Annotated in this window: 25 protein-coding genes; 10 read left to right on the top strand and 15 right to left on the bottom strand. The window is 65.8% G+C overall.

Annotated elements, in window-relative coordinates; all coding sequences use genetic code 11:
* The first annotated feature begins 67 nt into the window (after positions 1-67).
* Complete coding sequence (locus QFZ33_RS02865) at positions 68-1,153, top strand: FUSC family protein (protein ID WP_307031631.1); 1,086 nt, start codon at positions 68-70, stop codon at positions 1,151-1,153.
* Here the strand turns inward: QFZ33_RS02865 and QFZ33_RS02860 are convergent.
* The 5 genes from QFZ33_RS02860 to QFZ33_RS02840 are packed head-to-tail and all read right to left on the bottom strand — an operon-like array spanning position 1,092 to position 7,405.
* Complete coding sequence (locus QFZ33_RS02860) at positions 1,092-1,895, bottom strand: SDR family NAD(P)-dependent oxidoreductase (RefSeq protein ID WP_307024671.1); 804 nt, start codon at positions 1,893-1,895, stop codon at positions 1,092-1,094. The two genes, QFZ33_RS02865 and QFZ33_RS02860, sit on opposite strands and share 62 nt — an antisense overlap.
* A gap of 20 nt (positions 1,896-1,915) precedes the next feature.
* On the bottom strand, positions 1,916-3,763 hold the full coding sequence (locus tag QFZ33_RS02855) for an IucA/IucC family protein (RefSeq protein WP_307031629.1): 1,848 nt from the start codon (positions 3,761-3,763) through the stop codon (positions 1,916-1,918).
* 14 nt (positions 3,764-3,777) lie between these two features.
* Positions 3,778-4,350, bottom strand: a complete 573-nt coding sequence (locus QFZ33_RS02850; protein ID WP_307024669.1) for a GNAT family N-acetyltransferase — start codon at positions 4,348-4,350, stop codon at positions 3,778-3,780.
* Positions 4,347-5,726, bottom strand: coding sequence for a lysine N(6)-hydroxylase/L-ornithine N(5)-oxygenase family protein (locus tag QFZ33_RS02845; RefSeq protein ID WP_307024667.1), 1,380 nt, complete (start codon positions 5,724-5,726; stop codon positions 4,347-4,349). The genes QFZ33_RS02850 and QFZ33_RS02845 overlap by 4 nt, the downstream gene beginning before the upstream one ends.
* A complete protein-coding gene (locus QFZ33_RS02840; protein WP_307024665.1) occupies positions 5,723-7,405 on the bottom strand; it encodes a pyridoxal phosphate-dependent decarboxylase family protein in 1,683 nt (560 codons plus the stop codon). The genes QFZ33_RS02845 and QFZ33_RS02840 overlap by 4 nt, the downstream gene beginning before the upstream one ends.
* 547 nt (positions 7,406-7,952) lie before the next feature.
* On the opposite strand from QFZ33_RS02840, the gene QFZ33_RS02835 reads away from it, so the two are divergent.
* Positions 7,953-8,201 carry a hypothetical protein gene (locus tag QFZ33_RS02835; RefSeq protein WP_307024663.1) on the top strand — a complete coding sequence of 83 codons (249 nt, stop codon included), beginning with the start codon at positions 7,953-7,955 and terminating at the stop codon, positions 8,199-8,201.
* Positions 8,202-8,239: 38 nt separating this feature from the next.
* On the opposite strand, the gene QFZ33_RS02830 is transcribed toward QFZ33_RS02835, so the two are convergent.
* The 6 genes from QFZ33_RS02830 to QFZ33_RS02805 all read right to left on the bottom strand — a co-directional run bounded on the left by QFZ33_RS02830 (position 8,240) and on the right by QFZ33_RS02805 (position 13,835).
* On the bottom strand, positions 8,240-8,536 hold the full coding sequence (locus QFZ33_RS02830) for a hypothetical protein (protein ID WP_307024661.1): 297 nt from the start codon (positions 8,534-8,536) through the stop codon (positions 8,240-8,242).
* Positions 8,537-8,717: 181 nt separating this feature from the next.
* The gene (locus QFZ33_RS02825; RefSeq protein ID WP_307024660.1) at positions 8,718-9,071 is read right to left on the bottom strand and encodes a GNAT family N-acetyltransferase; all 354 of its coding nucleotides are present in this window, start codon (positions 9,069-9,071) and stop codon (positions 8,718-8,720) included.
* Entirely contained in the window at positions 9,068-10,381 is a 1,314-nt protein-coding gene (locus QFZ33_RS02820) for an acyltransferase family protein (RefSeq protein ID WP_307024658.1), read from the bottom strand. The genes QFZ33_RS02825 and QFZ33_RS02820 overlap by 4 nt, the downstream gene beginning before the upstream one ends.
* 146 nt (positions 10,382-10,527) lie before the next feature.
* The gene (locus QFZ33_RS02815; RefSeq protein WP_307024656.1) at positions 10,528-11,397 is read right to left on the bottom strand and encodes a class II fructose-bisphosphate aldolase; all 870 of its coding nucleotides are present in this window, start codon (positions 11,395-11,397) and stop codon (positions 10,528-10,530) included.
* Positions 11,397-12,305, bottom strand: coding sequence for an NAD(P)-dependent oxidoreductase (locus QFZ33_RS02810; protein ID WP_307024654.1), 909 nt, complete (start codon positions 12,303-12,305; stop codon positions 11,397-11,399). The genes QFZ33_RS02815 and QFZ33_RS02810 overlap by 1 nt, the downstream gene beginning before the upstream one ends.
* 54 nt (positions 12,306-12,359) lie before the next feature.
* Positions 12,360-13,835: a four-carbon acid sugar kinase family protein gene (locus QFZ33_RS02805; RefSeq protein ID WP_307024652.1), complete on the bottom strand. Its 1,476-nt coding sequence runs from the start codon at positions 13,833-13,835 to the stop codon at positions 12,360-12,362.
* A gap of 158 nt (positions 13,836-13,993) precedes the next feature.
* Between QFZ33_RS02805 and QFZ33_RS02800 the strand changes: the two genes are divergently transcribed.
* Both QFZ33_RS02800 and QFZ33_RS02795 read left to right on the top strand, forming a co-directional pair.
* Positions 13,994-14,695, top strand: a complete 702-nt coding sequence (locus tag QFZ33_RS02800; protein ID WP_307024650.1) for a FadR/GntR family transcriptional regulator — start codon at positions 13,994-13,996, stop codon at positions 14,693-14,695.
* 75 nt (positions 14,696-14,770) lie between these two features.
* Positions 14,771-14,983: a dodecin gene (locus QFZ33_RS02795; protein ID WP_102972852.1), complete on the top strand. Its 213-nt coding sequence runs from the start codon at positions 14,771-14,773 to the stop codon at positions 14,981-14,983.
* 85 nt (positions 14,984-15,068) lie between these two features.
* Here QFZ33_RS02795 and QFZ33_RS02790 read toward each other — a convergent pair whose 3' ends face one another.
* From QFZ33_RS02790 to QFZ33_RS02780, 3 genes are all read right to left on the bottom strand, one after another.
* Positions 15,069-15,260, bottom strand: a complete 192-nt coding sequence (locus QFZ33_RS02790) for a hypothetical protein (RefSeq protein ID WP_307024648.1) — start codon at positions 15,258-15,260, stop codon at positions 15,069-15,071.
* A gap of 166 nt (positions 15,261-15,426) precedes the next feature.
* Positions 15,427-15,636 (bottom strand): hypothetical protein, encoded by a 210-nt coding sequence (locus QFZ33_RS02785; protein ID WP_307024646.1) that lies wholly within the window; start codon positions 15,634-15,636, stop codon positions 15,427-15,429.
* A gap of 134 nt (positions 15,637-15,770) precedes the next feature.
* Positions 15,771-16,487, bottom strand: coding sequence for a CDP-alcohol phosphatidyltransferase family protein (locus QFZ33_RS02780; RefSeq protein WP_307024644.1), 717 nt, complete (start codon positions 16,485-16,487; stop codon positions 15,771-15,773).
* Between the two features lie 167 nt (positions 16,488-16,654).
* On the opposite strand from QFZ33_RS02780, the gene QFZ33_RS02775 reads away from it, so the two are divergent.
* From QFZ33_RS02775 to QFZ33_RS02755, 5 genes are all read left to right on the top strand, one after another.
* On the top strand, positions 16,655-17,485 hold the full coding sequence (locus QFZ33_RS02775) for an aldo/keto reductase (RefSeq protein WP_307024642.1): 831 nt from the start codon (positions 16,655-16,657) through the stop codon (positions 17,483-17,485).
* 146 nt (positions 17,486-17,631) lie between these two features.
* The gene (locus tag QFZ33_RS02770; RefSeq protein WP_102972847.1) at positions 17,632-17,895 is read left to right on the top strand and encodes a GlsB/YeaQ/YmgE family stress response membrane protein; all 264 of its coding nucleotides are present in this window, start codon (positions 17,632-17,634) and stop codon (positions 17,893-17,895) included.
* Positions 17,896-18,007: 112 nt separating this feature from the next.
* Positions 18,008-18,490, top strand: coding sequence for a hypothetical protein (locus tag QFZ33_RS02765; RefSeq protein WP_307024639.1), 483 nt, complete (start codon positions 18,008-18,010; stop codon positions 18,488-18,490).
* Positions 18,491-18,807: 317 nt separating this feature from the next.
* Positions 18,808-19,314: a hypothetical protein gene (locus tag QFZ33_RS02760; protein WP_307024638.1), complete on the top strand. Its 507-nt coding sequence runs from the start codon at positions 18,808-18,810 to the stop codon at positions 19,312-19,314.
* Positions 19,292-20,716: an HNH endonuclease signature motif containing protein gene (locus tag QFZ33_RS02755; protein ID WP_307024636.1), complete on the top strand. Its 1,425-nt coding sequence runs from the start codon at positions 19,292-19,294 to the stop codon at positions 20,714-20,716. The genes QFZ33_RS02760 and QFZ33_RS02755 overlap by 23 nt, the downstream gene beginning before the upstream one ends.
* Positions 20,717-20,893: 177 nt before the next feature.
* Here QFZ33_RS02755 and QFZ33_RS02750 read toward each other — a convergent pair whose 3' ends face one another.
* Complete coding sequence (locus tag QFZ33_RS02750; RefSeq protein ID WP_307024635.1) at positions 20,894-21,706, bottom strand: putative protein N(5)-glutamine methyltransferase; 813 nt, start codon at positions 21,704-21,706, stop codon at positions 20,894-20,896.
* A gap of 212 nt (positions 21,707-21,918) precedes the next feature.
* Here QFZ33_RS02750 and QFZ33_RS02745 point away from each other — a divergent pair, with 212 nt between their 5' ends.
* A complete protein-coding gene (locus QFZ33_RS02745) occupies positions 21,919-22,962 on the top strand; it encodes a lactonase family protein (RefSeq protein WP_307024633.1) in 1,044 nt (347 codons plus the stop codon).
* Positions 22,963-23,055 lie beyond the last annotated feature (93 nt).

The following is a 23,055-nucleotide window of genomic DNA, read 5'->3' as shown; positions in this document are numbered from 1 at the left end:
TGTGACGCAGCACGCGGTGAGAACTTTGCGGCGGTGCTACCTTCGTAGGGTGAAAGGGGTCGTGCCGGTGCAGTCTGTGGTGCACCACCTGCGGCAGCTGCACAGCCTGGGCCCCGCCAATAACGACCACCTCTCGGCATGGCGCGTGGCCATCAGCGTGGCCGTCCCCTCCCTCGTCCTGTTGCTCCTCGGCCGGCCGGAGCTCACCATCTATGCCGTGTTCGGCGCACTGACCGGCATGTACGGGCGCTCCGAGCCGCACCAGCTCCGGCTCAAGCACCAATTCCAGGCGGCACTGGTCCTGCTTTCTGGCGTGACCGTGGGCGTGGTCCTGTCCGCCAACGGCCTGCACTCCTGGTGGCTCGTGGGCGTCGAAGCCCTGCTGGCGGGCGTGGGGTCTGTCTATTCTGACAAGGTGCGGCTGCGGCCCAACGGCCCCTTCTTCGGGATCCTCGCCCTGGGCGCCAGCGCATCCGTTCCCACCGCCGTGCCCTGGTATGTTGCGCTGCTTATCGCCGGCAGCGCCGCGGCGTTCTCCTTGCTGGTGGGATTCGGCGGCTGGGTCCGCGGCAGGGCCTGGCACCCTGGCGCGGCGCGTCCTGCAGTCCGCCTCCACGGAACCTTCCGGCGCCACGCGGCGGTCCATGCCGCCCGCTACGTGCTCGCTGTCGGTGCCGCCGGCACCATCGGCGTCCTGACCGGAAGCGGCCACCCGCACTGGGCGATGGCGGCCGCCGCGGTTCCCCTCGCCGGCGCGGACCTGCCCAGCAGCGTCCACCGCGGCATCCACAGGATCATGGGGACGTTCCTGGGGCTGGTGCTGGTCGCCGTCGTACTTCTGCCGGGCCCCTGGGCTCCGCTGCACTTTTTCCCCGGAGCGGAGGCCGCGGTGCTGGCGCTGCTGGTAATCGTCTTCCAGTTCGGCACCGAGCTGTTCATGACCCGGCACTACGGGCTGGCCATGGTCTGGTTCACTCCGGTCATCCTGCTGATGACCCAGCTGGCGGCGCCGGCCGACCCACAAGTGCTGATCATCGAACGCGCCGTCGAAACGGTGGTGGGGGCCGGCGTCGGAATCCTCGTGGTGGTGCTTATCCGCTCGCGGCGGAACCGACGCCCGGCTCCTGCGGCCGGCGCGGCGGCCCGGCCGTAAACCTGTCCGGCACCACGCGGGCGACGGCGGCCAGCACTTTGTAGCGCTTGGTAGGGATGGAAACAGCCTTGCCGCGCTCATTGTCCGCCAGCGCTTCGCGGACCACGCGCCCCGGCCGCAGCCACGTCCAGCCCGGGGCCACGGACTTGTCCATCCCCATCCGGTCATGGAACTCGGTGTGGACAAAACCGGGGCAGACGGCGGTCACCGTCACGCCGCGGGGTGAGTAGGCGAGGTTCGCCCAGCGGCTGAAGCTGAGCAGCCAGGCCTTCGCCGCCGAGTAGGAACCGCGCGGCAGGAAAGCCGCCACGCTGGCAACGTTGATTATTCGGCCGGAGCCGCGGGCCAGCATGCCCTGGAGGGCGGCGTGGCTGAGCTCCATGGCAGTCTCCACGTGCAGCCTCAGGTGCTTCTTCTCATCCTCGATCGGGTTCTCGTCGAAGTTGTGCAGCAGCCCGATTCCGGCGTTGTTCACCAGCATGTCCACCGGCCGTGAGGGGTCGGAAAGACGTCCGACGACGGCGGCCACGCCGCCGTCATCGGTCAGGTCCGCGGCCAGCACCTCAGCCGTGGTTCCGTACCGCCGCTGCAGCTCGTCCGCGGTGGCCTGCAGCCGTGCCGTGTCGCGGGCCACTAGCACGAGGTTGTTCCCCTGTTCGGCAAGCTGGCGGGCGAATTCCGCGCCCAGTCCGGCGGTGGCACCGGTGACGAGGGCAGTGGGTCTGGCGGTGTTGGGCGTCATGCCAACAGCCTAGCCCCGGACTAGGCGAAGGTGGCCAGCGGGTTCGCGAGCCTTCCCGCCTTCTGCAGGCCCCCGGACGGGTCCCCCAGATCGAGCATCTCCTGGTTATTGCGCAGCTGCAGCCGGTTCAGGCAGGACAGCTCGAAGTCCGGGGCGAACAGATCGTGACGGGCAAACTGGTCTGCCAGTTCCGGGTGCTCACCCTGGTAGTCGCGAACCGCTGCTGCCACCGTGCGCCAGAACTCATCGCCGCTGAGTAGGCCGTCTTCCTCCATGAGGGCGGCGAGGAAGCGGAAGATGCAGTCGAACACATCGGTGAAGATGGACAGGACCTTGTCGCCGTCGGGAATGTCCGCCTTGATCCGGGACACCGCTTCGGGCAGGTCAACCCTGTCCCCCATCACCACAATCTCCTCCGCGATGTCCTTCATGACGGCGCGGACCGGCACGCCGTTCTCGAGGACCAGGATCACGTTCTCTCCGTGGGGCATGAAGGCAAGCTCGTAGCGGTACAGGCAGTGCACCAGCGGCATGAGGTAGGCCTCGAAGTACTGCCGCAGCCACGCCCCCGGCTCCAGGCCGGACTGCTCGATCAGCGCGGACACCATGGGTTTGCCCGCGGCGTCAACGTGCAGAAGCGAGGCCATGGTGGCCAGCTGCTGCCCGTCCTTGAGCAGCGGCAGCGGGCTCTCCCGCCACAGCGCGGACAGCATCTTGCGGTACGGCGAGCCCTTCGCAGCGGCTGCCTCGTAATAGCCGTTGTGGTAGCCGACGGCCGCCACTTCGCGGATCATGGCGAGCCCCCGGCCCTGCAGTGCGTCGTCACCGGCGATCAGGTCCTGGAGCCAGTCATTGATCGCCGGCGTTGCCTTCATGTACTGCGGCGACAGCCCGCGCATGAACCCCATGTTAAGAACCGACATGGCTGTCTTCACGTACGTCTTCTCCGGTGCCGTCGTGTTGAAAAACGTGCGGATGGACTGCTGCGCCTGGTAGCTGTCGGTCCCCGTTCCGAGGTGGACAATGTGCCGCTGGGCTATTTCGGCCGCGAACGTGACCGTCAGCTTGTTCTCCCACTGCCACGGGTGCACCGGCATCAGGAAGTACTGGGCCGGGTCGAGGCCGAGTACGCCGAGCTCGGCGTCGAAGTAAGCCAGCGCGCCCGCCCCCAGTTCGGATTCAAGATGGGCAGCGTAATTCAGGCCTTCGCTGGACGTGAAAACCGCTTTGCTGCGGTGCACCGCGATCCATTCCAGCTGCACCGCGGCTCCAGCCTCCGGGGCGAAGGCACGGTAGTCACCGATTCCGAAGCCCAGCCGGCCGTTGTTGGCCACAAAGCACGGGTGCCCCTCGGTCATGCTGCGTTCAATCGTCTGGAAGTCCGTGGCAACGTCCGCTCCGCGGGTCACGCCGGCTGCCAGTTCGGCCGACGTCGGCTGGCCCTTCCACTGCTTGAACGCATGGCTGGCAAGCGTGCTGCTGATCTCCTCGAGGTAAACGGGGAGCATCTCCTGGCGGATGCCCAGCGTGCCGGAGAATTCGGTGATGAACCGCAGGGCATCCAGCGGGGCGTCCTGCCCGTCGCGGCTGCAGGTAATGGAGTCCGCATCGACGGACCAGTGGTCCAGCTGCAGGATCCGGGCGGCGAAGCGGTATTCAACGCTGCCGTCATCGCTCCGGACCCGGTACCCGCCGTCACCGTTCCTGTCATTCTCACCCACCGGCTCCGGAACCAGGATCCGCTCGTGCGCGAACTCGGCGAGCGCCTTGCGGACCAGGTGCCTGTTGGCAGCAGCCCATCGTTCGGGTGTGAGATGGGGTGACGCATTTCCGGCGGTGAGGGCAGATTCACGTTCAAGGGTGGTCAGAGTTTCAAGAGTGGTCACAGTGATGCCTCCTGGGTTGATTGGCGTTTCGGGGTTGACGAACGGGCGGCGCGGGCGGAGTGGAATGACTCGCGCGTGCAGAAGCTCAGGAGGGCCTGCTTGTCCGGAAGGTTCACCTCGCCGGCAGGCTCAAAGCCCAGCCGCGCGTTGAGGACGTGGATCTTGGTGTTGCGGGCGTCGGGCTCCACTACCACCCGCTCCACGCCGGGCTTTTGGAAGAGCCGGTCCAGGACGGACTCCATGACGTCGGCAGTGAACCCGTTGCGCGGCGTCCCCTGCGGCGGGGCAACCAGCAGGTGCATGCCGATATCGCCCGGCCGGACGGCGTAGGCGCCGTTGAGCGGCGACGAATCCGGCAGGTACTCCTCCATCAGGAAGGCAGGAACGTCGTCGTCGATCCCCAGCAGCGCGTGGTGGTGTCCGCTGGACTGGATTTTGGAATACTCCTCCACGACGTCCCCGACCGTCGCGTTCAGCATCCCCCAGAAGGAGGCGTACGGGCGGGTGACCCAGCTGTGGATGAGTGGCGCGTCGGCAACCGCGTCGAGGCAGCGGAACGTGAAGCTCATGCGGGCACCTCCGCCTGTGCAGTCACTTCAGCGGGCGAAGGTACATCTACTGGCACAACCTCCGCGGGCACGCCGAACTCCTGAAAGGCAATGCTGCGCTCCACCGGATAGACCTCGCGGCCCAAAATGTCCCGGAGGATGCACGAGTTACGGTAGGCGGCCATCCCGAGGTCCGGCGTGACGAAACCGTGGGTGTGGAGTTCCGCGTTCTGCACGAAGATTTCGCCGGGTTCGACGCCGGTGCTGTAGTTGCGCTGCACGGCGAACCTTCCGGCGCCGTCCCGGGCAATGCGCCCCTGCACGCCGGACAGGAACGCCGGCTCGCGGTAAGCGTATCCAGTGGCCAGGACCACCGCCTCCGTCTCCAGCGAGTAGTCCGTGCCCTGCTCGCTGTGGGACAGCGCCAAGGTGTGGGAGCCGGTGGAGGCGTTCCAGCCGGCACCGGTCACGGTCGAATGCGTGAGCAGCCGGGTGTCCACCATGCCGGAGAGGCTCTTGGTGTACAGGAGGTCGTAGATCGCGTCGATGAGCTCGGAGTTGATGCCCTTGTAGAGGTTCTTCTGGCTGCTGATGAGGAAGTCGCGCCGGTCCTGCGGGAGACCGTGGAAATAGTCAACGTACTCCGGCGAGGTCATCTCCAGCGTGAGCTTGGTGTACTCCAGCGGGAAGAACCTGCCCGAGCGGGTGACCCAGTTGAGCTGGTACCCGTGCACGTCGATGTCCTGAAGCAGTTCGAAATAGATCTCCGCCGCGCTCTGCCCGCTGCCGACGATCGTGATGCTGCGCTGCTGCTGGAGTTCGCTCTTGCGCGCCAGGTAGTCCGCGTTGTGCAGCACCGGTCCCCCGGCCCCCAGAATCCCGCGGCACGCCTCCGGGATGTAGGGCGATGTTCCGGTGCCAAGCACCAGCCGGCGCGCACGAAGTACCTCCGGACCCGCCGGGCCGTCCACCGAAAGCGTGTACACGCCGCCGTCGTACGTCACTTCGGTGACGTCCGTGCCAAACCGGACCGAACGCAACTGGCCGGCAACCCACTGGCAGTACTGGTTGTACTCGGCCCGCAGCGGGTAGAAGCTTTCGCGGATGTAGAAACGGTAGAGCCGCCCGGTCTGCTTGAGGAAATTCAGGAACGAGTACGGTGACGTCGGATCCGCCAGGGTCACGAGGTCCGCCATGAACGGCACCTGCAGATGGGCGGGCTCCAGCATCATGCCGGGGTGCCAGTCGAAGGATTCGCGGCGCTCCAGGAACACGCCGTCCAAGCCCTCGATGGGTTCGCTCAGCGCGGCGAGCCCCAGGTTGAAGGGCCCGACGCCGATCCCGGCGAAGTCGTAAACGCGGTCTGTGCCTGAGGTGCTAAACGACGGCATGCTCATGCGTGCGCCTCCGAGCGTGCGGAGCCGGCACCCGGGAGATCGGCATCCAGCAGACTTTTGCCAGCGCTTCGAAGCAGGCCGATGATCTCACTGATGTCCTCGAGCGTTGCCTCGGCGTTGAGGAGCGTGAACTTCAGGTAGTGCCTTCCGGCGACCTTGGTGCCCGCCACGACAGCCTGGCCAGACGCGAACACGGCTGCGCGGATGGCCGGATTCAGCTCATCGGCTGCGTCCTCCGAAAGCCTGGTTCCATCAGCCAGGACCGGCCGGTACCGGAAAACCAGCGTGCTCAGCTGGGGTTCGGCCGCCAGCTCGAAGTCGTTATCTGCCGCGAGCATGGAGCCCACCCGGGCTGCCAGGTCGATCGCCTCGTCGAGCAGCGCGCCAACGGCAGCGGCGCCCATGATCCGGAGCGTGAGCCACAGCTTGAGGGCGTCGAACCGGCGCGTGGTCTGGATGCTCTTGTCCACCTGGTTGGGGATCTCGGCGCGCGCCGCGGTTTCCGGGTTGAGGTAGTCGGCATAGTAGGTGACGTGGCGCAGCATTGCACCCTCGCGGACCAACAGCGCGCTGGAGCTGACCGGCTGGAAGAAGGTCTTGTGGAAGTCCACCGTAACGGAGTCGGCCAGCCGGATGCCCTCCAGGAGATGGCGGTGGCGGTTGGAGACCATGAGCCCGCCGCCGTACGCGGCGTCAACGTGGAACCATGCGCCGTAGGCTCCGGCCAGGGCAGCCAGCTCGGCCAGCGGATCCACGGCGCCGAAGTCTGTGGTCCCGGCGGTACCCACAACCGCCATGGGAAGCAGGCCGTCGTCGTAGGCTGTAGCCAGCGCACTGGCCAGGGCTGCCGGATCCATCCGGTGGTCCGCCGCGCAGTCGACGGATACGACGGCGTCGAACCCCAGTCCCAGCATGGAGGCCGACTTCTGGATGCTGAAATGGCTGTCCACTGACGTGAAGATCCGCAGCTTCTCCAGCAGCGGCGGCAGGCGCAGCCCCTCGTTCGCCGGATCCTGCCGCAGCCGGGCCACCGCATGGTTGCGGGCAATGAGCAGTGCCTGCAGGTTGGACTGGCTGCCCCCGGACGTGAACACGCCGTCGGCCTCGTTCCCCAGGCCGAGGCGCTCGGCGGTCCAGTCGATGAGGCGGCGCTCGATCATGGTGGCGCCTGCGCTCTGGTCCCACGTGTCCATTGACGAGTTCACGGCCGAGAGCACGGCCTCCCCCACGAGGGCGGGAATGACCACCGGGCAGTTCAGGTGCGCGGCGTACTTCGCGTCATGGAAGTACACGGCGTCGCGCAGGTAGGTGTGCTGCAGCTCCTCGAGGGCAGCCGCAGTGTCCGGCAGCGGCCGCTCCAGGTCCACTGCCTCCACGCGGCGCTTCATCTCGGCCGGGCCGACGCCGGTGAACGGCTGCGAGGTCCGCTCGAGTTTGGTGGCCACGGCGTTGACGCCCTGCAGCACCTGGGCCACGTAGCGCGGGGCATTCCGTGCGTTGAACAGCTGATTGCTGGCGGCGAGGGCGAGTTCCACGCCAGACCCGAAGTCCACGGCGGGCCGGTTCACGGCAGCCACGTTCTGGTCCGACGTGTTCGGGTCAGACGTGTTTTCGGCGCACGGTCCGGCTCCGGCAACGAAGTCCGCGCGTGGCTCGTCCACGTCGGGCAGCAGCGTCATAGGTCATCCTTCTTTCGTGGGATATGCACCAGGCACCAGCATCGGATACCAAGCAAGGACAGCCTTACTTAGGTGAACCTTTTAGTCAAACTACTGTGATGTAATTTCTGCCAGCCACTCGTATCCAGGGATTTTCTTCGTTATCCGGGGTCATTGACTTTCCCGGCGCAGCCGAACGGCACATAATGCCAATCCGCGGCAGGGCGGGCGCCACCGGGCACAAGGCCGGACGGGCGGAGTAGAGTTTCTGGCACGAGGCGTAGACCGCAGCAGGAAGCAGGGGGACATGTCCGGCAGTGAGCATGATCCGATAAATTTTCGGGAAGTCGATCCGCAGGGAAATCCCACCGGATACGGGCGTATGACGCCCGCCGGTGACAGCCGGCTCGGCCCTTCAATGGCAGGCCAGGGTCGGCAAGAATTTGGGCAGCCGGGCTTTGGGCCGGGACAACGGGGCGCTGGACCGGGGCAGCCAACCGTCGGACCGGATCAACCAGGTTTCGCACCCTACGAGGCGGCGGACTTCGGGCAGCGAAGCCGCCTGGCCGTGAACCCATTCATAGCGGCATTGTGGGTTCTCGTGGCGATCCTGCTGGTGTCGCCTTTCGGAGTCTTCACGCTCGCGCAGGAATCACTGAATTCAGGTACCCAGCCGCAGGTCATGCCCGTCAGCTACATGTGGATCACGTTCGCACCGCAGATCCTTTTCGGCGGCCTGGTCGGAGTCCTCGGCCTGCTTTTTTGGCACGCGGCGCAATGGCAACGGAACCGCGCAAAGCAGCCCCCGCCGTCGTAATCCCCACCCAGCGCGAACGGACACTTGAGCTCCCGCACCTACCCGGCGGGGACCTCACTTGCCACCGGGCCGGCCGGACCGATGGCGGCCGAGCGGGACGGGCCAAGGGGGCGCAGCCGGAGCTCCTCGGTGACCTGGACATACCAGAAGCGCGCGCCGAAAGCAGGGCTGGGCGTGTCCAAATGCCGGTACAGCCCGTCCGCCAGGCGGGCCAACTGGGCATCCGGAATCGACGCGAGGGTTCCAGCCGGGTCCACGGCTTCGTTCAGGTATCCGTCCAGAAGACCGCACAGTTCTTCATCCGTCATGGGACCGGCCGCTACGTCTCTAGGCATAGCTTCTTCGTTCATCGCCGCGTCAGTCATCGCCGCGGCACACGCAGTTTGTTGGTTCAAAGAGATCCCCAAAAAGAGAGTCTGAAGGCCAACTGCATAGCCCTGCCCGATCGTACGGAAATGTCCCCGCGGTCACAAGTACCGCGGTTCACGGCATATGGGGACCTCCCGTGAGGGCGCTTCAGGTGCCGAGTAGCTTGGGCGCGTCCGCCTCAGGCCAGTCGATGCACTGCGTGTATATCTCGTGTTTGCGCAGGTAGCGGGCAGTAAACGGGCAGTGCGGGATGATCCGCTTGCCCGACGCCACAACATCGTCGAGGGCAAAATGGATCAGCACCTTGGCCAGACCGTGGCCCTGGAACTGCTCCGACGTCTCGGTGTGGATGAAGTCCACGTGCCCTGGCTGGTCTTCGAACCTGACTTCCACCGCCAGCTTCCCGCCCACGTGTAGTTCGTAGCGGTGGAGTGCATCGTTCCGGAAGGTGGTGACGTCCGGGGTGAATTGGTCCTCGGTGGCTGTCGTGTTCTCGGTCATGGTTCGACATTGGCACTTAATGGCTGTGCTGGCAATGGTCGAATTCCGCGCGCGGGAACGCGCCCCAGCAACAGCACGGCCAGGACGAAGCAGGCGGCACCGCCGCCCAGGAGTCCCAGCGTCAGGCCGTTGACGGCGGCGTCTGCCACCGGGACGAAAACGACGACGACGGCGGTCACCACGGCGGCTGGCGCCCGGCCGCTCGAGTGCATGGCCGGCGTCGGCCGTTCCTCAAGCCGCCCGAACAGGCCGACCGCGGGCAGCAGGAGGAGGACCACCCCGAGGAAAACGAGCGGGCGTGACCACCACCATTCCGCGCTGCCCGAGGCGGGCTTAGGAAAGTCGGTCAGCAGGAGCAGCCCGGTCATGGCAGCCAGCAGCGGCAGGTGCCAAAGGTAGACCGTCATGGCATGCCGGCCGGCGACGGCCATCACGGCACGGATCCAGCGCACGGCCGCTACGGCGTTCAGCAGGGGCCGGGAAAGCTGCAGCACCGCCGCCTGCGAGACACCCAGCAGGAACAGGCTGAGGTTGGGCGGATTAAGATTCACCAGCATGTTGTCCCGGTACAGGCCCAGCACCACCAGCACGACCATCAGCAGATTGCTCGCGGCGATCAGCCCCGCCAGCTGCGACCTGCTCCACCGGTCCAGCCAGCCGTCCGCCATAAAGAACCCGAGTTGCTGCGCGGCGCACCAAACGAACACCATGTTGATGTAAGCGAGCGTCGGGAAAGCCCCGCGGAAGCAGTCAACCGTCACCACGAGCGCCACCAGGCCCAGCAGAGTCAGCCACGGGGCACGCCGGTGCAGCCTCACCAGGAGCGGAATGTTCAGCTGGGCCGCCAGATAGGCTGCCAGGAACCACAGCGGCATGCCGGCCCCGCTGGCCAGCAGTTGCACCACCTGCGGATCCACACCGGCCAGCAGCGCACCCCACAGGCCCACGAACATTACCGCGAGCAGGGCCGCCGCCGGGCGGACCAGGCGCAGCAGCCGGGACTGGGCGAACTCAAAGCCGCTGCCGCCCCGGGCCTGCATGCGCCGCCAGGACTGCGCCCCGGTGATACCTCCGGCCACGAAGAACAGCGGCATCACCATGAAGACCCAGATGACCGGCTCGAACCAGTCCTGCTCGGCCAGGGTGTTTTCCGTGGTGACGGTGCCGTCGGGGTGCAGCACCGGGCTGGTCATCATGCAGTGACCCACCACCACAAGGACGAGGCAAATGAAGCGGGCCATATCGATGGCCAGGTCGCGGCCGGGCACGGCAATGTCCGTCCCCGCCCCCGGCTGCGTGGAATTCTTCATGGCGCCCCCACCAATGGAACTCGCTTACGTCGTTGTAGTTTCCATTGTGCGCCAACTTGACCCTCATGTGGCGGCCTGGAGTTTTTGTACACTTATTGGCCCCAAAAGGCCCTCGAACTCGCGATACGTGTACAAAAACTCCAAGGTCAGCGGCTGAGAGTCGCGAGCGTGCCGGCGCTGAAGTCCTTTGCGGCGGCGTTCCACCGTGCCAGCAGCCCCTGGAGGTTTTCGCCGTCGGCCCGGTGCGCGGGAAGCTGTTCCTCGAGCGTGGCGAGGACGCCGGTGCGGAGTTCAGTGTTGAAGTTGACCTTGCCCACGTTCATGGCGGGAGCCTTGGCCAAGTCGTCCGCCGGAATGCCGGATGCGCCGTGGAGCACCAGCGGGATGTGCGTCCGCACTGCAATGTCCTGCAAAACATCCCAGCGCAGCCGCGGCTCGCCCTTGTACTTACCGTGGACGTTGCCCACGGCCACGGCGAGCAGCTGCGCGCCTGTCCGTACCACGAAGTGCTCCACCTGGGCGGAGTCGGTGAGCCCGGCAACCTCGTTGCCCGCTCCGTCACCCTCAGCGCCGAACGCCTTGTCCTCGTCGCCGGCCAGGCCGCCGAGTTCAGCCTCCAAGACCACGCCGGCATGGCCCTCGGCCTCGAGCGCGGACCGCACTGCATTCACCAAGGCGATGTTCTCTTCATACGGCAACGCCGAGCCGTCGGCCAGGACGGAGTCCGCACCGGCCGCGACGGCGGCGGTTATGACCTCAAGGTCGGAGGCGTGGTCGAGCTGCACGGCAACCGGCACGGACGCGGCATCCGCCAGTCCCCGGAGCGCGGAGATGAGCCTCAGTCCGTTGGCTGTGGCGGCGGTCTTGGGCGCCACCAGCAGGATGACGCCGCGCTTTGCGTCCTCTGCGGCGCTCACCACCGCCAGGGCCGTGGTGAAGTCGTAGCAGGTGAACGCCGGCACAGCCGCCCCCTGTTGGAGGGCGGAAACCACCAGCTCATCGAGTTGGACCCGCATCAGCCTTCCCCGGCAGTGCGCTTGGTGGGGGCAACTACCTTGATGACGGCGGAGTCGTCAGCGGCGGCCAGCCCGTGGGCCTGGCCCAGCAGGTACAGCTGCTCGGCGGCGGCGGCAACGGGGGTCGCCAGGCCAGCACTGCGGGTGGCCTTGCCCACGATGCCCATGTCCTTGACGAAGATGTCCAGGCGGCTGAGCACCTCGGCGCCTTCCTCGGTGTAGGCCTCCAGGATCCGCGGGCCGCGGTTGGACAGCATGAAGGAGCCCGCGGCGCCGGCCTCGAGGGCGGCCAGGGTCTTTGCCTGATCCAGGCCCAGGGCATCGGCCAATGCCATTGCCTCGGCGGCTGCTGCGATGTGGATGCCGCACAGCAGCTGGTTGACGGTCTTGAGCGCCTGCCCGTCACCGGGCTTGTCGCCGACGACGGTCAGGGTGGAGGCGAGCAGTTCCAGGACCGGACGCGCCGATTCCAGTGCCTTAGGTTCGGCTCCGACGACGATCAGCAGGTCGCCTTCGCCTGCACGCTTCGGACCGCCGGACAGCGGGGCGTCCACGAGCCCGACGCCGAACTCGGCCAGGCGGGCGACGGTGGACGGAATGGCCTCCGTGCCCACGGTGCTGGTCAGGATAACGACGGCGCCCGGCTTCAGCACCGAGGCCACGCCGTTCCCGCCGAACAGGACGTCATCGAGCTGTTCGCTGTTGCGCACTGCCAGCAGCAGGGCGTCAGTATCCTGGGCGGCGTCCCGTGCGGAGGCGAAGGTCTTCACGCCGGATTCCTCGGCGAGGCGCAGGCGCGGTTCGGCGATGTCGAACCCGTGGACGGTCAGCTGGCTGGCGAGGCGGGTGGCCATGGGCAGACCCATGGCGCCCAGTCCGAGGACGGTGACTGTGTAATTCGAGGTCATGGTGTTCTCCAGTGAAAGTGGCATTGTTGCGGGAAGCCGGGAAGCCGGTGGGGACTAGAACGTGTTGCTGAGCTTGCTGGTGACCTGGGCGAGCGACTCGTCATCACCGACATTGCCGGCAAAAACGATGTACGGGATCCCCTTGGCCGGGCCGTCAACCGGCTCCCACAGGCTCACGATGCCCGGCAGCATGGGCCCGCGGACGATCGCATGCCGGATCTCCAGCCCGTGCGCCGCCACATCCGAGGACGTGATACCGCCCTTGGCGATGACAAACCGAGGCGGGAAGGTTTTCAGCGTCCGGTTCACCACGGCGACGACGGCGGCGGACACGGTGCGCGCAATACGCAGGCTTTCGGCCGGGTCATCGCTCTTGATGAGCAGGCGGCTCGTGTGGACGATTACGTCGCCGCCGCGCAGCGCCTCCACGACGGTGTCCACCGTCTGGTCGAGGTACGCGGCTGCCTCCTCACCGAGAAGCTTTTCGACGTCGATCTCCATGATGCGTGCACTGCTGTGCCGGTCGGTGAGCACCTTGAGCTGCCGGGTGGTCACGCCCACGTGGGAGCCGACGACGATCAGGCCGCCTGCTTCGGACGGGGTGTTGCCCGCGTACGCTTCCTCGCCGCTGAGTTCAGGCCTGATGTCCTGGCCGATCCGGGCGCGCATGAACGGCGGGCCGACCCGGTACAGCAGCTTCTTGCCGCGGCGCTCGGCCTCCTCCAGGCCAAGGGCCAGGGCGCGCATGTCGTTTTCCGTGACAATGTCCACCACGATGGGGGTGGACTGCGTGGCCGGCTCGATCGCGTCAGCAATTGCCTTGGCCGACACCTCTGCCTGCCCGGTGGCGGAACCGGCGCGGATGATGTTCAGGTCCAGCACAATCACGGAATCTGCGGAAAACCGGCCCTGCGACTTCTCTTCCACGTACTTGGCCATCTCGGAATTGGCGAACCCGAAGGTGGCGTCCTTGGCGAATTCCGTCTCGGCAACGGGGACCAGCTGGCCGGCCTCCGGGCCGCGCGTGTAGTGCACGCCGCCAATGGTGATGCGGCCGGCGTCGGGAAATGCGGGAACCATTACGACGCCGTCCGTTGCCTCGCCACTTTCCGCCGCCACCGTCGCGGCAATGACGTCCGGTTCCAGGGGGAAGTGTCCGCGGAGGGTCGAGTCGCTGCGGCTCACAAAGCCGAGCTTGACCTCTCCTTCGCTGTTGCGGGCAGCGGCAAGGGCGTTGCGCACCACCTCTTCATTGCGTTCAGCCGCTTCTGCCGGGTCGAGGCTGCGGGTGTTCGTCAGCACGTACACGGCGGGCTTACCCTGATGGAGAGCCCACTGGAAGTCCTCGACTTCCCAGCGGGTGAGCACTGGAAGATCCGCCACTGACTGCGTGCCGGTGGGATCGTCGTCGAGCACCACGAGGACGCGCGGGGACGTGGCAACCGTGGCCGCAACAGCGTCGGCCACCTGCCGGGCAGGGATCTGGAGTTCGGCGGGAAAGGCGGCCAGAACGTCGGATTCGAGGGGCACTGTGCACTCCGTTGTGTCGAAACTGTCTTGTGGATGACTTTGTCAGATGTCAGACATCTGTCGTTTGATGCTAGTGTGGCATAACGCACAGCACGTGCGCAAGTACACTTTGTGCAGACATCTCAGGCTGCAAAGGCCGCACACGCTGAACGGAACAAATGGCACGCAAATCATTGGTGGGCGTCGTCGCCGACGAACTCCTTGACCGCATCATCTCCGGCGAGTTTCCGCCCGGCAGCAGCGTGCCGGGAGAACTGGAACTCAGCGCACGGCACGATGTCAGCCGCATGACAGTGCGGGAGGCGATGAAGACCCTCGAGGCGCAGCGCATCCTTAGTGTGGAAAGGGGCCGCGGCACGTTCGTGAACCCGCTCAACCGCTGGTCGTCACTGGAGGCAGTGCTGCGGGCCGCCTCCGAGGGGCAGAACGGCCCGGCCGCCGCGGTCCAGCTGATCGAGTTGCGCCGGATGCTGGAAACGGGTGCCTGCGAGCTGGCGGCACACCGCATTACCGATGCCGAGCTCGAAGGCCTTCGGGACTGCGTGGCGGACATGCGGAAGGCACACCAGAGCAATGATGTGGCAGGCTTTGTTGCCGCCGACCTGGCTTTCCATGACCAGATACTGCAAGCGTCTGAGAACGTCTTTGTGGCCGTCCTCTTTGAACCGCTGCACCGCGTTCTCGAAAAGGGACGGACCGAAACCTCGAAGGTGCCGGATATCCAGGAGCATGCGATCGGGCACCACCAGAACATCTACGAGGCCCTGGCTGCCCGCGACCCACAGCAGGCACGCAATGCCATGGACGCCCACATGCAGCAGACCCTGAGCGACCTCAGAAGCTACGTGCTGGAAGCCTAGTCCCCGGGCGCCGCGTCCGATACTCTGCAGGAACGGCCCGCAGCCGGGTATCGATGGCGATCACGAGGAGCGAAGTTGTCTAATAACACCTACAGCATTTCTGAAATTGTCGGAACCTCGACCGAAGGCGTCGACGCGGCCGTCCGCAACGGCATTTCCGACGCGGCGAAGACGCTGCGCAACCTGGACTGGTTCGAAGTCAAGGAGGTCCGCGGCCACCTCGAGAACGGCCAGGTGGCGGACTGGCAGGTCACCCTCAAGCTCGGGTTCCGCCTGGAGCGGGACTGACTGAGCGATACCAGGGACTGACCGGGCGGTAGCGGAACCAGTCATGCGGCGCCGGCTGAGGTTCAGCCGGCGCCGCATCACTTGCTTAATCTTGGCCGGCAGCTCTCCGGCGCCACACGGTGGGAATCCCCTGGAACGCGGGAAATACCTGTCCTTCAAAGAAGGCGTGCGCCTCGTCCGGCGAGTCAGCAGGGGCCCACATTCCCGACGCCGGGCAGTGGGTTCCGGTCGAAGCGGAGGGTGTCTGGCGTTCCCGAAGCAGTGCGATGCGTTTCATCGTCGAATGTCATCCTTGGGTCGGAGGGCTGGTAGAAGTTCCTCCTCCAAGGCTATGAACCGCACCACACTGGCCCAATGGGCGAATGAATAGAATCCAGAGCTTCGGCTGGGCATCAGCACAGACCCGCCCCGCGGAGCGAGCCGCGCGGGCGCGTCAGCAGGTGCTACCGAGTGGGCGGCCGCTGGGGATCCTCCAGCGCCGGCTCGTCAGGTTCGCCGTCCGGGCCGGTGGGCGGTCCGGGGTTGTCCTGGTGAGGAACTGCGGGTTCCTCCCGGGGCGGGTCTTGGTTGGGGTCGAAGGGGAAGCCTTCTGGCGAACCACCCTCGTGCTGCTCGGTCGGGTCCTGCTCCGGATCGGTGGGCGTTTCGCTCATGGTATGGATCCTTAGCTTTTGGAAGGGCAAGGATATTTCTCCTGCCGGGCACTCCAAGGATTACCAGCGGGGCCGTGGTTAGTCCAGAGCACCAAGCCCTGCGAGAAGTGCCGGAAGAGTCAGTTCAGCCGCCGTCAGTTGACCAGTTCGGTGCTGGAGTTCCGGCCGGTCCACTTCCGGTGGCCTTGCTCCAGTTCGACGACGTCCCGGCCAAACGAAGTCACCAGCGCCACAAACGCCAGGACAACGGCAGCGGTGCCGATTCCACCGGGCACCCCCGGCATGAGCGCCAGCAGCAAGGCGAAGGGCTGGTACGCACCAATAACCTTGCGCAGCCTCTTAACCGGCAGCGTTCGTTTAAGTTGAGGCCGGAACCATCCGGCGGCGACGAAGACGTACCACATGAGTCCGATGGCCAGGACCCAGGGACCGACGGTGGGTACAGCCGCGCACGACAGCACGAGGACCAGCGCCGCATCGGTCTGGACATCCAGCCGACCTCCCGCCGGGCTCTCGCAGGCAAATCGCCGCGCAACGGCCCCGTCCACCGCGTCAAGAAGGAAAGCGGCCGCACCCAGCAGGACCATCGGCACGCCGGACCCGGTTCCGCCGAACAACGCTGGAACCGTTATCGCCGCGCAGCACGAAATCAACACAGCGCGAATCAGGGTAACGCGGTCCGCGGCCGTGGTCAGCCGGGGCCTGCGGAGGAGGACAGAGGCCGCGGCATTTCCCACCACCGCCAGTCCGGCACCTATAGCGCCAAGGAAGTACGTTGCTTCAGCACCTGCAGCGGTCAGGATCCAGCTGCCGGACACGAGGAAACCAGCCATGGCAACGGCTACGTCCACCAGAGCGCGCCTACCGAGCAAGACCTGCATATGCCTCCTTGCGCTCATCGTAACAACAGGAGGTCCAGGAGCATCCATGCGCTGACCTCGGAAGATAGCAAGAATGGACCCGCAAGGCAGCAAACGGGGTCTGGGCAAACTGCCCCCGATAGGAAAGACTCTTCCGCATGGCACAAGCACCAGTCATCGAGCTGAATGACGGCAACCGGATACCTCAGATCGGCCTTGGCACCTGGCCGCTGAACGACCGGGAGGTGAGTGACGCCGTCGTACGGGCTGCGGAAGCCGGGTACCGGCATATCGATACCGCCGTGCGTTACGGGAACGAGGCCGGCGTCGGATCCGGGATCCGTGCCAGCGGCCTGGACCGGACGGAGTTTTTCATCACCACCAAACTGGACGGCGAATTCCAGGGCGGGGATCTGGCTGCAGCAGGCCTTGAGGGCTCGCTGAAGCGGCTTAACCTGGACTATGTGGACTTGCTGCTGATCCACTGGCCGCTCCCCCGCCGCGGAGAATTCATCTCCACCTGGAAGACCTTTGAGCGGCTGCAGGTCGAAGGGAAAGTCCGGTCGATCGGCGTATCGAACTTCAAGCCCGCTCATCTGGAAAAGCTCATGTGGGAGACCGACGTGGTGCCGGCCGTCAACCAGATCCAACTCAACCCCTCGGTAACCCGCTCCGCGGACTGCGCCTACAACGAGCGGCACGGGATCGCAACAGAATCGTACAGCCCGCTAGGTGCGGGGTCGGGGCTCCTGTCCGCGCCCGTCCTGACACGAATCGCCGGCAAACACGGCAAAACGGTGAGCCAAGTGGTGTTGCGCTGGCACGTACAGCAGGGGTTGGTGGCCATCCCCAAGTCCTCCGATCCCCAGCGGATGAAGGAGAACATCGACGTCTTCGACTTCGCTCTGGATGAGGAGGACCTGAATGCCATTAGCACCCTCGATGAAGGCCCCGAGGCCGGGGTAAATCCCGACGTCCAGGGCCACTAGCGCCCTGCTCCCGGCCTGTGCTGCCGGTAGCCTCCCACGGATAGCGACTGGCGAATAAATAGTAAGCATGTTTAGTATTGAGCAGAAGGACGAAGCGTACCCGGCAATCCGGGTAACTCCTCTAGATGAAGAAGGAACGATAAAAGATGGGTTTTTTCGCATTTCTGATTCTTGGCCTCATTGCCGGAGCCATTGCTAAGGCCATCCTCCCCGGCCGGCAGGGCGGCGGCATTTTCATCACGCTTCTGCTTGGTGTGGTTGGTGCAATTCTCGGCGGCTTCATCGGCAGCGCGCTCTTTAATGTCGGTATCAACGAGTTCTTCTCGCTGTCCACCTGGCTGCTGGCGATCGGAGGCGCACTTATCGTGCTGCTGGTTTACGGCATGATTACCAAGCGCTCGGCCCGCTAGATACGGCAGTGCCGGAACCGGCTCCGGGAAAGCTCCCGGGGCCGGTTTCCTACCCCAGGCCCTACGGGCCGAACCAAATCGTACAGATCCCCCTCAAGAGTAGGAGATCATCATGAAATCCAAACTTCTCTTCGGCGCCGGAATCGCTGCAGGCTATGTGCTCGGATCCAGGTCCGGCCGGGCAGCGTACGACAAGCTCAAAGCACGAGCTGCAGGCATCTGGGACAGCAAGCCGGTCCAGGACAAGGTCACGGCAGCAACCGAAGCCGTCAAGGACAAGGCCCCTGAGGTAAGTGACCAACTAGCGGAAGCCGCGCGCCGGGCAGGAACCGTGCTCGGCTCAGCCATCCACCGCGATGCATCGAAGTCGGGTGACGCTGGCACCGCTTCTGCCGGCACTGCGTCTGCAGCCGGTACATCGGCAGACAGCGGGCACGTGCCCGCCCACAGCACGCATCCGGAGACGGTAAACCTCGGAACCTCCGATGTTGAATCCGGTCCGGCGCTCAACGACAGCACGAGTCAGGACTGGTCCGACGAGGGCGGAGCGGCTCCCGGCGGGGCCGCCACGAATGTAAATCCGAACAAGCAGTAGCTTCAGGGTTGGCTGCTTGAGCCTGCATCCTGGGCGGTGTGGGTAAGAACTAAAAATGTCAGAGCCCTTTGACAATGTTTTCCCATGGAAGCCATCAGGGAAGGCGCGGACGGTATGCCAGGCCGGGCAGCAGTGCCCGGCCTGGGTGCTGCCCTGCTGCATATCATCCCCGCTTCCGGGCGACCGGCTTCTGCCGGATCCGGCACCGCCGTTGCAGACACATCTTCGTCCGACGGCGGTGCTGCCGCGCGCTTAGTGGCGCAGGTGTGCCCCCGGTCACCCCTAAAAATGTCAGAGCCCGTTGAGATAGTTTTCCTATGGAAGCCATTGGGGAGCATCGAGCGGATACCGCAGCCGGGACTGACGCCTCCGGCTTGAGTGCGGCTGCTCTGCTGCGCGGTCGCGGGCTTCGCAGTGTTCCGGCCGCCGGTTCTGCGACGCTTGGCTCGGGAACTCCCGGCCCGGTATCACCTGACCTGGCAGCTACTGAGCTGGGGTCGCCAGCGCCGGCCACTCCTGACTTGAAGGCGGCCCTGGCGCTGCTGGACACTGCGACCACTGCGGCACCGGACGAGCTGGCCGGAGCCAACTTCCTCGACGCGGCCGATTTCGCAGAGCTCGCCGAGGAACTCTCCCGCCGGGTCGAATACCTCCAGCTCCAGGCCGCCGACGCGGTGGACCGGACGCGGACCGAGGCCATCAACGCCGCCGAGACCGCCAGCCGCACGGCCAGGCTGGACCACCGGCTGGGGCACCGGACCCGGACCCGCTGTCGCCACGCCAGCGGTCCGCGCGCGTGCGGTGACGTGGTCCGCGGCCGATGACGGGGCCCGTAACACCGCCGAGTTCCTCCGCACCCGGCTCCAGATCAGTTCCACCGAAGCCCGCCGCCGCCTCGCCCTCGCCGGCGCCACCCTCCCCCGCACCGGCCTCACCGGACGGCCCATGCCACCGGCACACGAAGAAACCGCCGCCGCCCTCACCGCCAGGATCATCGCCTCCCGCGCCGGAACCATCATCACCACCGCCCTGGACAAAGTCCGCCACATCCCCGACCCCGACACCATCGCCCAGATGGAACACAACCTCACCCTGACAGCGATCGAAAACGACCACGACTTCCTCACCCGCATCGCCCACCGCTGGATCGACGCCCTCGACCAGGACGGCACCGAACCCAGCGAAGAAAACCTCCGCCACCGCCAAGGCGTCTTCCTCCACCACAAACGCGGCGGCCTCCACCACCTCGAAATCCGCGCCACCACCGACCAATACGAAGTCCTCACCACCGTCATGAACACCGCCACCAACCCCCGCACCACCACACCCAACACCACTGCCTGCGCGAGCCACAGCAGCGGAGAAGGCACCGTCAACGAGGACAGCGGCAACGAGGAAACAGGCCCTGACAGCGGCGACAACACTGACAGCACAGCCAACAGTGACAGCGCCCCTGCCGACCTGGACGCCGTGTTCAACGCCCCCACCCCGGCACCTGATCTGGACCGCCGCACCCTCGCCCAACAACGCCTCGACGGCCTCGTCGGCGGCTGCAAGGCAGCCCTCACCGCCGGCACCCTGCCCGCCACCGGAGGACTCCGCCCCCAAGCCATGGTCACCAACGGAAACCGCCCCGGCACCCGGCCCACAGACAGCACCCGGCCAACAAACACCCCCCGGCAGACCAGCGAACCCCAACCCGGGCCGGGCACCCACCCGAACACCCGGCAGCCCGTCACCGCCCTCCCTGGCATCAACCGGCCCGGCATCAACTGGCGCGACAGTCCCCTCTCCGGCACGGCCACCGGCAGCGGAACCTTCACCTACACCGGCCCCATCACCGCCTCCACCATCCGCAAAATCGCCTGCGACGCCGACATCATCCCCGTCCTCCTCGGCTCCGAAGGACGCATCCTCGACATCGGCCGCACCACCCGGATCTTCCCGCCCCACATCCGCAAAGCCCTCACCGCCCGCGACCAAGGCTGCGCCTTCCCCAACTGCACCATCCCCGCACCCTGGTGCGAAGCCCACCACATCACCTACTGGTCCCGCGGCGGACCCACCGGCACCGACAACGGCGTCCTCCTCTGCACCCACCACCACCATCTGATCCACAAGGAACAGTGGAAAATCCACGTCAAAAACGGGACCCCCTGGTTCATCCCGCCACCCCACATCGATCCCCGCCAACAACCCCGACAAAACCACCACCACAAAACATGAGGCGAATGGCAGACCCGGACGTGTAACGACGCCTCGATTTGGGGCCGGCACTGGCCGCTATCCCGTTGCATTTATTGGGTCTCCGAACTGGGCCCTGCCATTGTGGCGGTTGCCGTTGCCAGAGCTGGGGCGCCGGAAGTAACAGCGGCGCTCCCTGAGTGTCAGCCGCCTCCAGAGCTACAGCAGCTTCCCAATCACCGCTGTCGCGTCCATTTCGGCTGACCTGGCGATTCGAGGGTTCAAGCCCCCACTGACCATGGCCGCGGCTGTTTGCGGAGCCTGCAGCCCGCTCGTTTCGATAAGAAGATGCCCTCCCTGCCTGAGCCAGACACCCGCTTCCGCGATCACCCGACGCTGGATGTCGAGGCCGTCGGGCCCTCCGTCGAGCGACACTCGTGGCTCGTGAACTCGGGCCTCATGAGGCATGCTGCTGATGGAAGCAGTGGGTACATACGGCGCATTGACCGCCAGCATGTCAACGGTGCCTCGGAGCAGGGCAGGCAGCGCCGCGTACAGGTCACCCTCATGGACAACTCCGCCTACTGGCAGGACGTTGAGGCGGGCACAACGCACAGCGGCAGGGTCGAGGTCGGAAGCGTGCACCTCAATCCCCGGGACCATTGCCGCCAATGCGGTGCCTACGGCTCCGGAGCCGCAGCACAGGTCAACAACAATTGGCGGGGTGGAGGGCAATCGCTCTGCCCCCGCGACGCCAAGGAGTGCAGCTGCCTCGCGGACCAGCAGCTCCGTCCGGCGCCGCGGCACAAATACTCCGGCCCCGACCCTGATCCGCAGGCCGCAAAACTCTGCCCAGCCGAGAATATGCTCGAGCGGAAACCCCTCGACTCGCCGCTGTATGGCATTGATCAGCTCATGGGTGGCGAGGCCTGCGGAAAGGAGGAGGTCCGCTTCGTCTTCGGCAAAAACACAGCCCGCGGCGCGCAGCCTGCCGATGACGGTGGAGCGGGAAAACGATGATTGAACAGGCATGGATGCGTCCTTCGGTTGAATGATGGGCGCTCCGTGCATACGTCCGACTAGCCTTGGCGGTCCGTACGGCGGCGGGCAGGAAGAACCCAAGCTGGCATTGCGTGAATTGTTCTCACCTCCCGTATTTACAAACGTGTGCAGTGCCCAAACCGGGCCTGCAAAAATCCATGTTATCCGACGCCGAATCCGGCAATTATTGGCAGGATGGAACGATGACCCACAGCGAAAACCACACGCTCATCTGGACCGGCTCCTACACTGCGGACAGCAGCGGCCACGGGGCCGGCATCGGGGCGGTCTCGGCCAACGCTGAAGGGACGCTCACCTGGCGCGGTACCGCCGCAAAGGCGGACTCGCCGTCGTTCGTTGCCGCGCACCGGTCACTGCCCATGGTTTATGCCGTCGGCGAGAACGCCAAAACCGTTCAGGCGTACCGGCGGCGAGGAGAGTTCGGCCTCGAAGCCGTCGGCAAGCCCTGGCCGGCAGGCGAAGCTGCCTGCCACGTCACCGTCGATCCGCAGGGCAAGTTCCTGATCGTTGCCTGCTGGGGCGACGGCCAAGTGTTGCTCTACGAACTGGCGGACGACGGCGGCATCGCCCGCCGCCTTCCGGCGGCACCATCCAGCGATCCGCACCAGGACGATCGCCCCAGCCGGGCCCACGCCAGCCTGGTACTGGCAGACGGCCGCATCATGACCACCGACCTCGGCCACGACCTCCTCCGCGTGTGGAACCACGTCCCCGCGACGGGCCTGGCGCTGGACCACGAGGTGGTGCTTCCGAAGGACAGCGGTCCCCGCCACCTGGTGCAGCACCCCGATGGAACGGTGTTCGTGGTCTCCGAGTATTCCATCGAGGTCTTTGCGGCCCGGGCCGCCTCGTCATCAGGAAAGCTCGAACTGGTCAGCCAGGGTCCCGCTACCTCCGACGGCGCCAAGGACGGGGACTCTGCGGCCGAAATTGCCTTGTCGGCGGACGGGCGCTTCGCCTACGTCGGCGTACGGGGATCCAACCGCATCAGCGTGCTGGAACTGACGCCATCGGCGGAGGGCAGTCTGCTTAGCCCGGTCTGCGACTTCTCCAGTGGCGGCGACTGGCCCCGTCACCACCTCGTCCACGGCGAATGGCTTCACGTAGCCCATGAGCGCTCCCACGACATCACCACCTTCCGCCTGGACTCCAAGACCGGCCTTCCGCAGGGCCCCCTTCACCGCCTCGTGGCGGGTTCCCCCACGGCCCTGATTGTGGCAAGCTAAACGGCAATCGACAAAACCAATACAAGATTAGTCATCGTCAATACGGCTCCATCACAGGAGCTGGCGGGTGGATGGGCTTGCCTTGGAGGAGTC

This window comes from Arthrobacter globiformis, from assembly GCF_030815865.1.
GTDB classification, from domain to species: Bacteria; Actinomycetota; Actinomycetes; order Actinomycetales; family Micrococcaceae; genus Arthrobacter; species Arthrobacter globiformis_B.
Note: the sequence above shows the minus strand (reverse complement) of the source record. Positions and strands in the feature narration are given on the sequence as shown.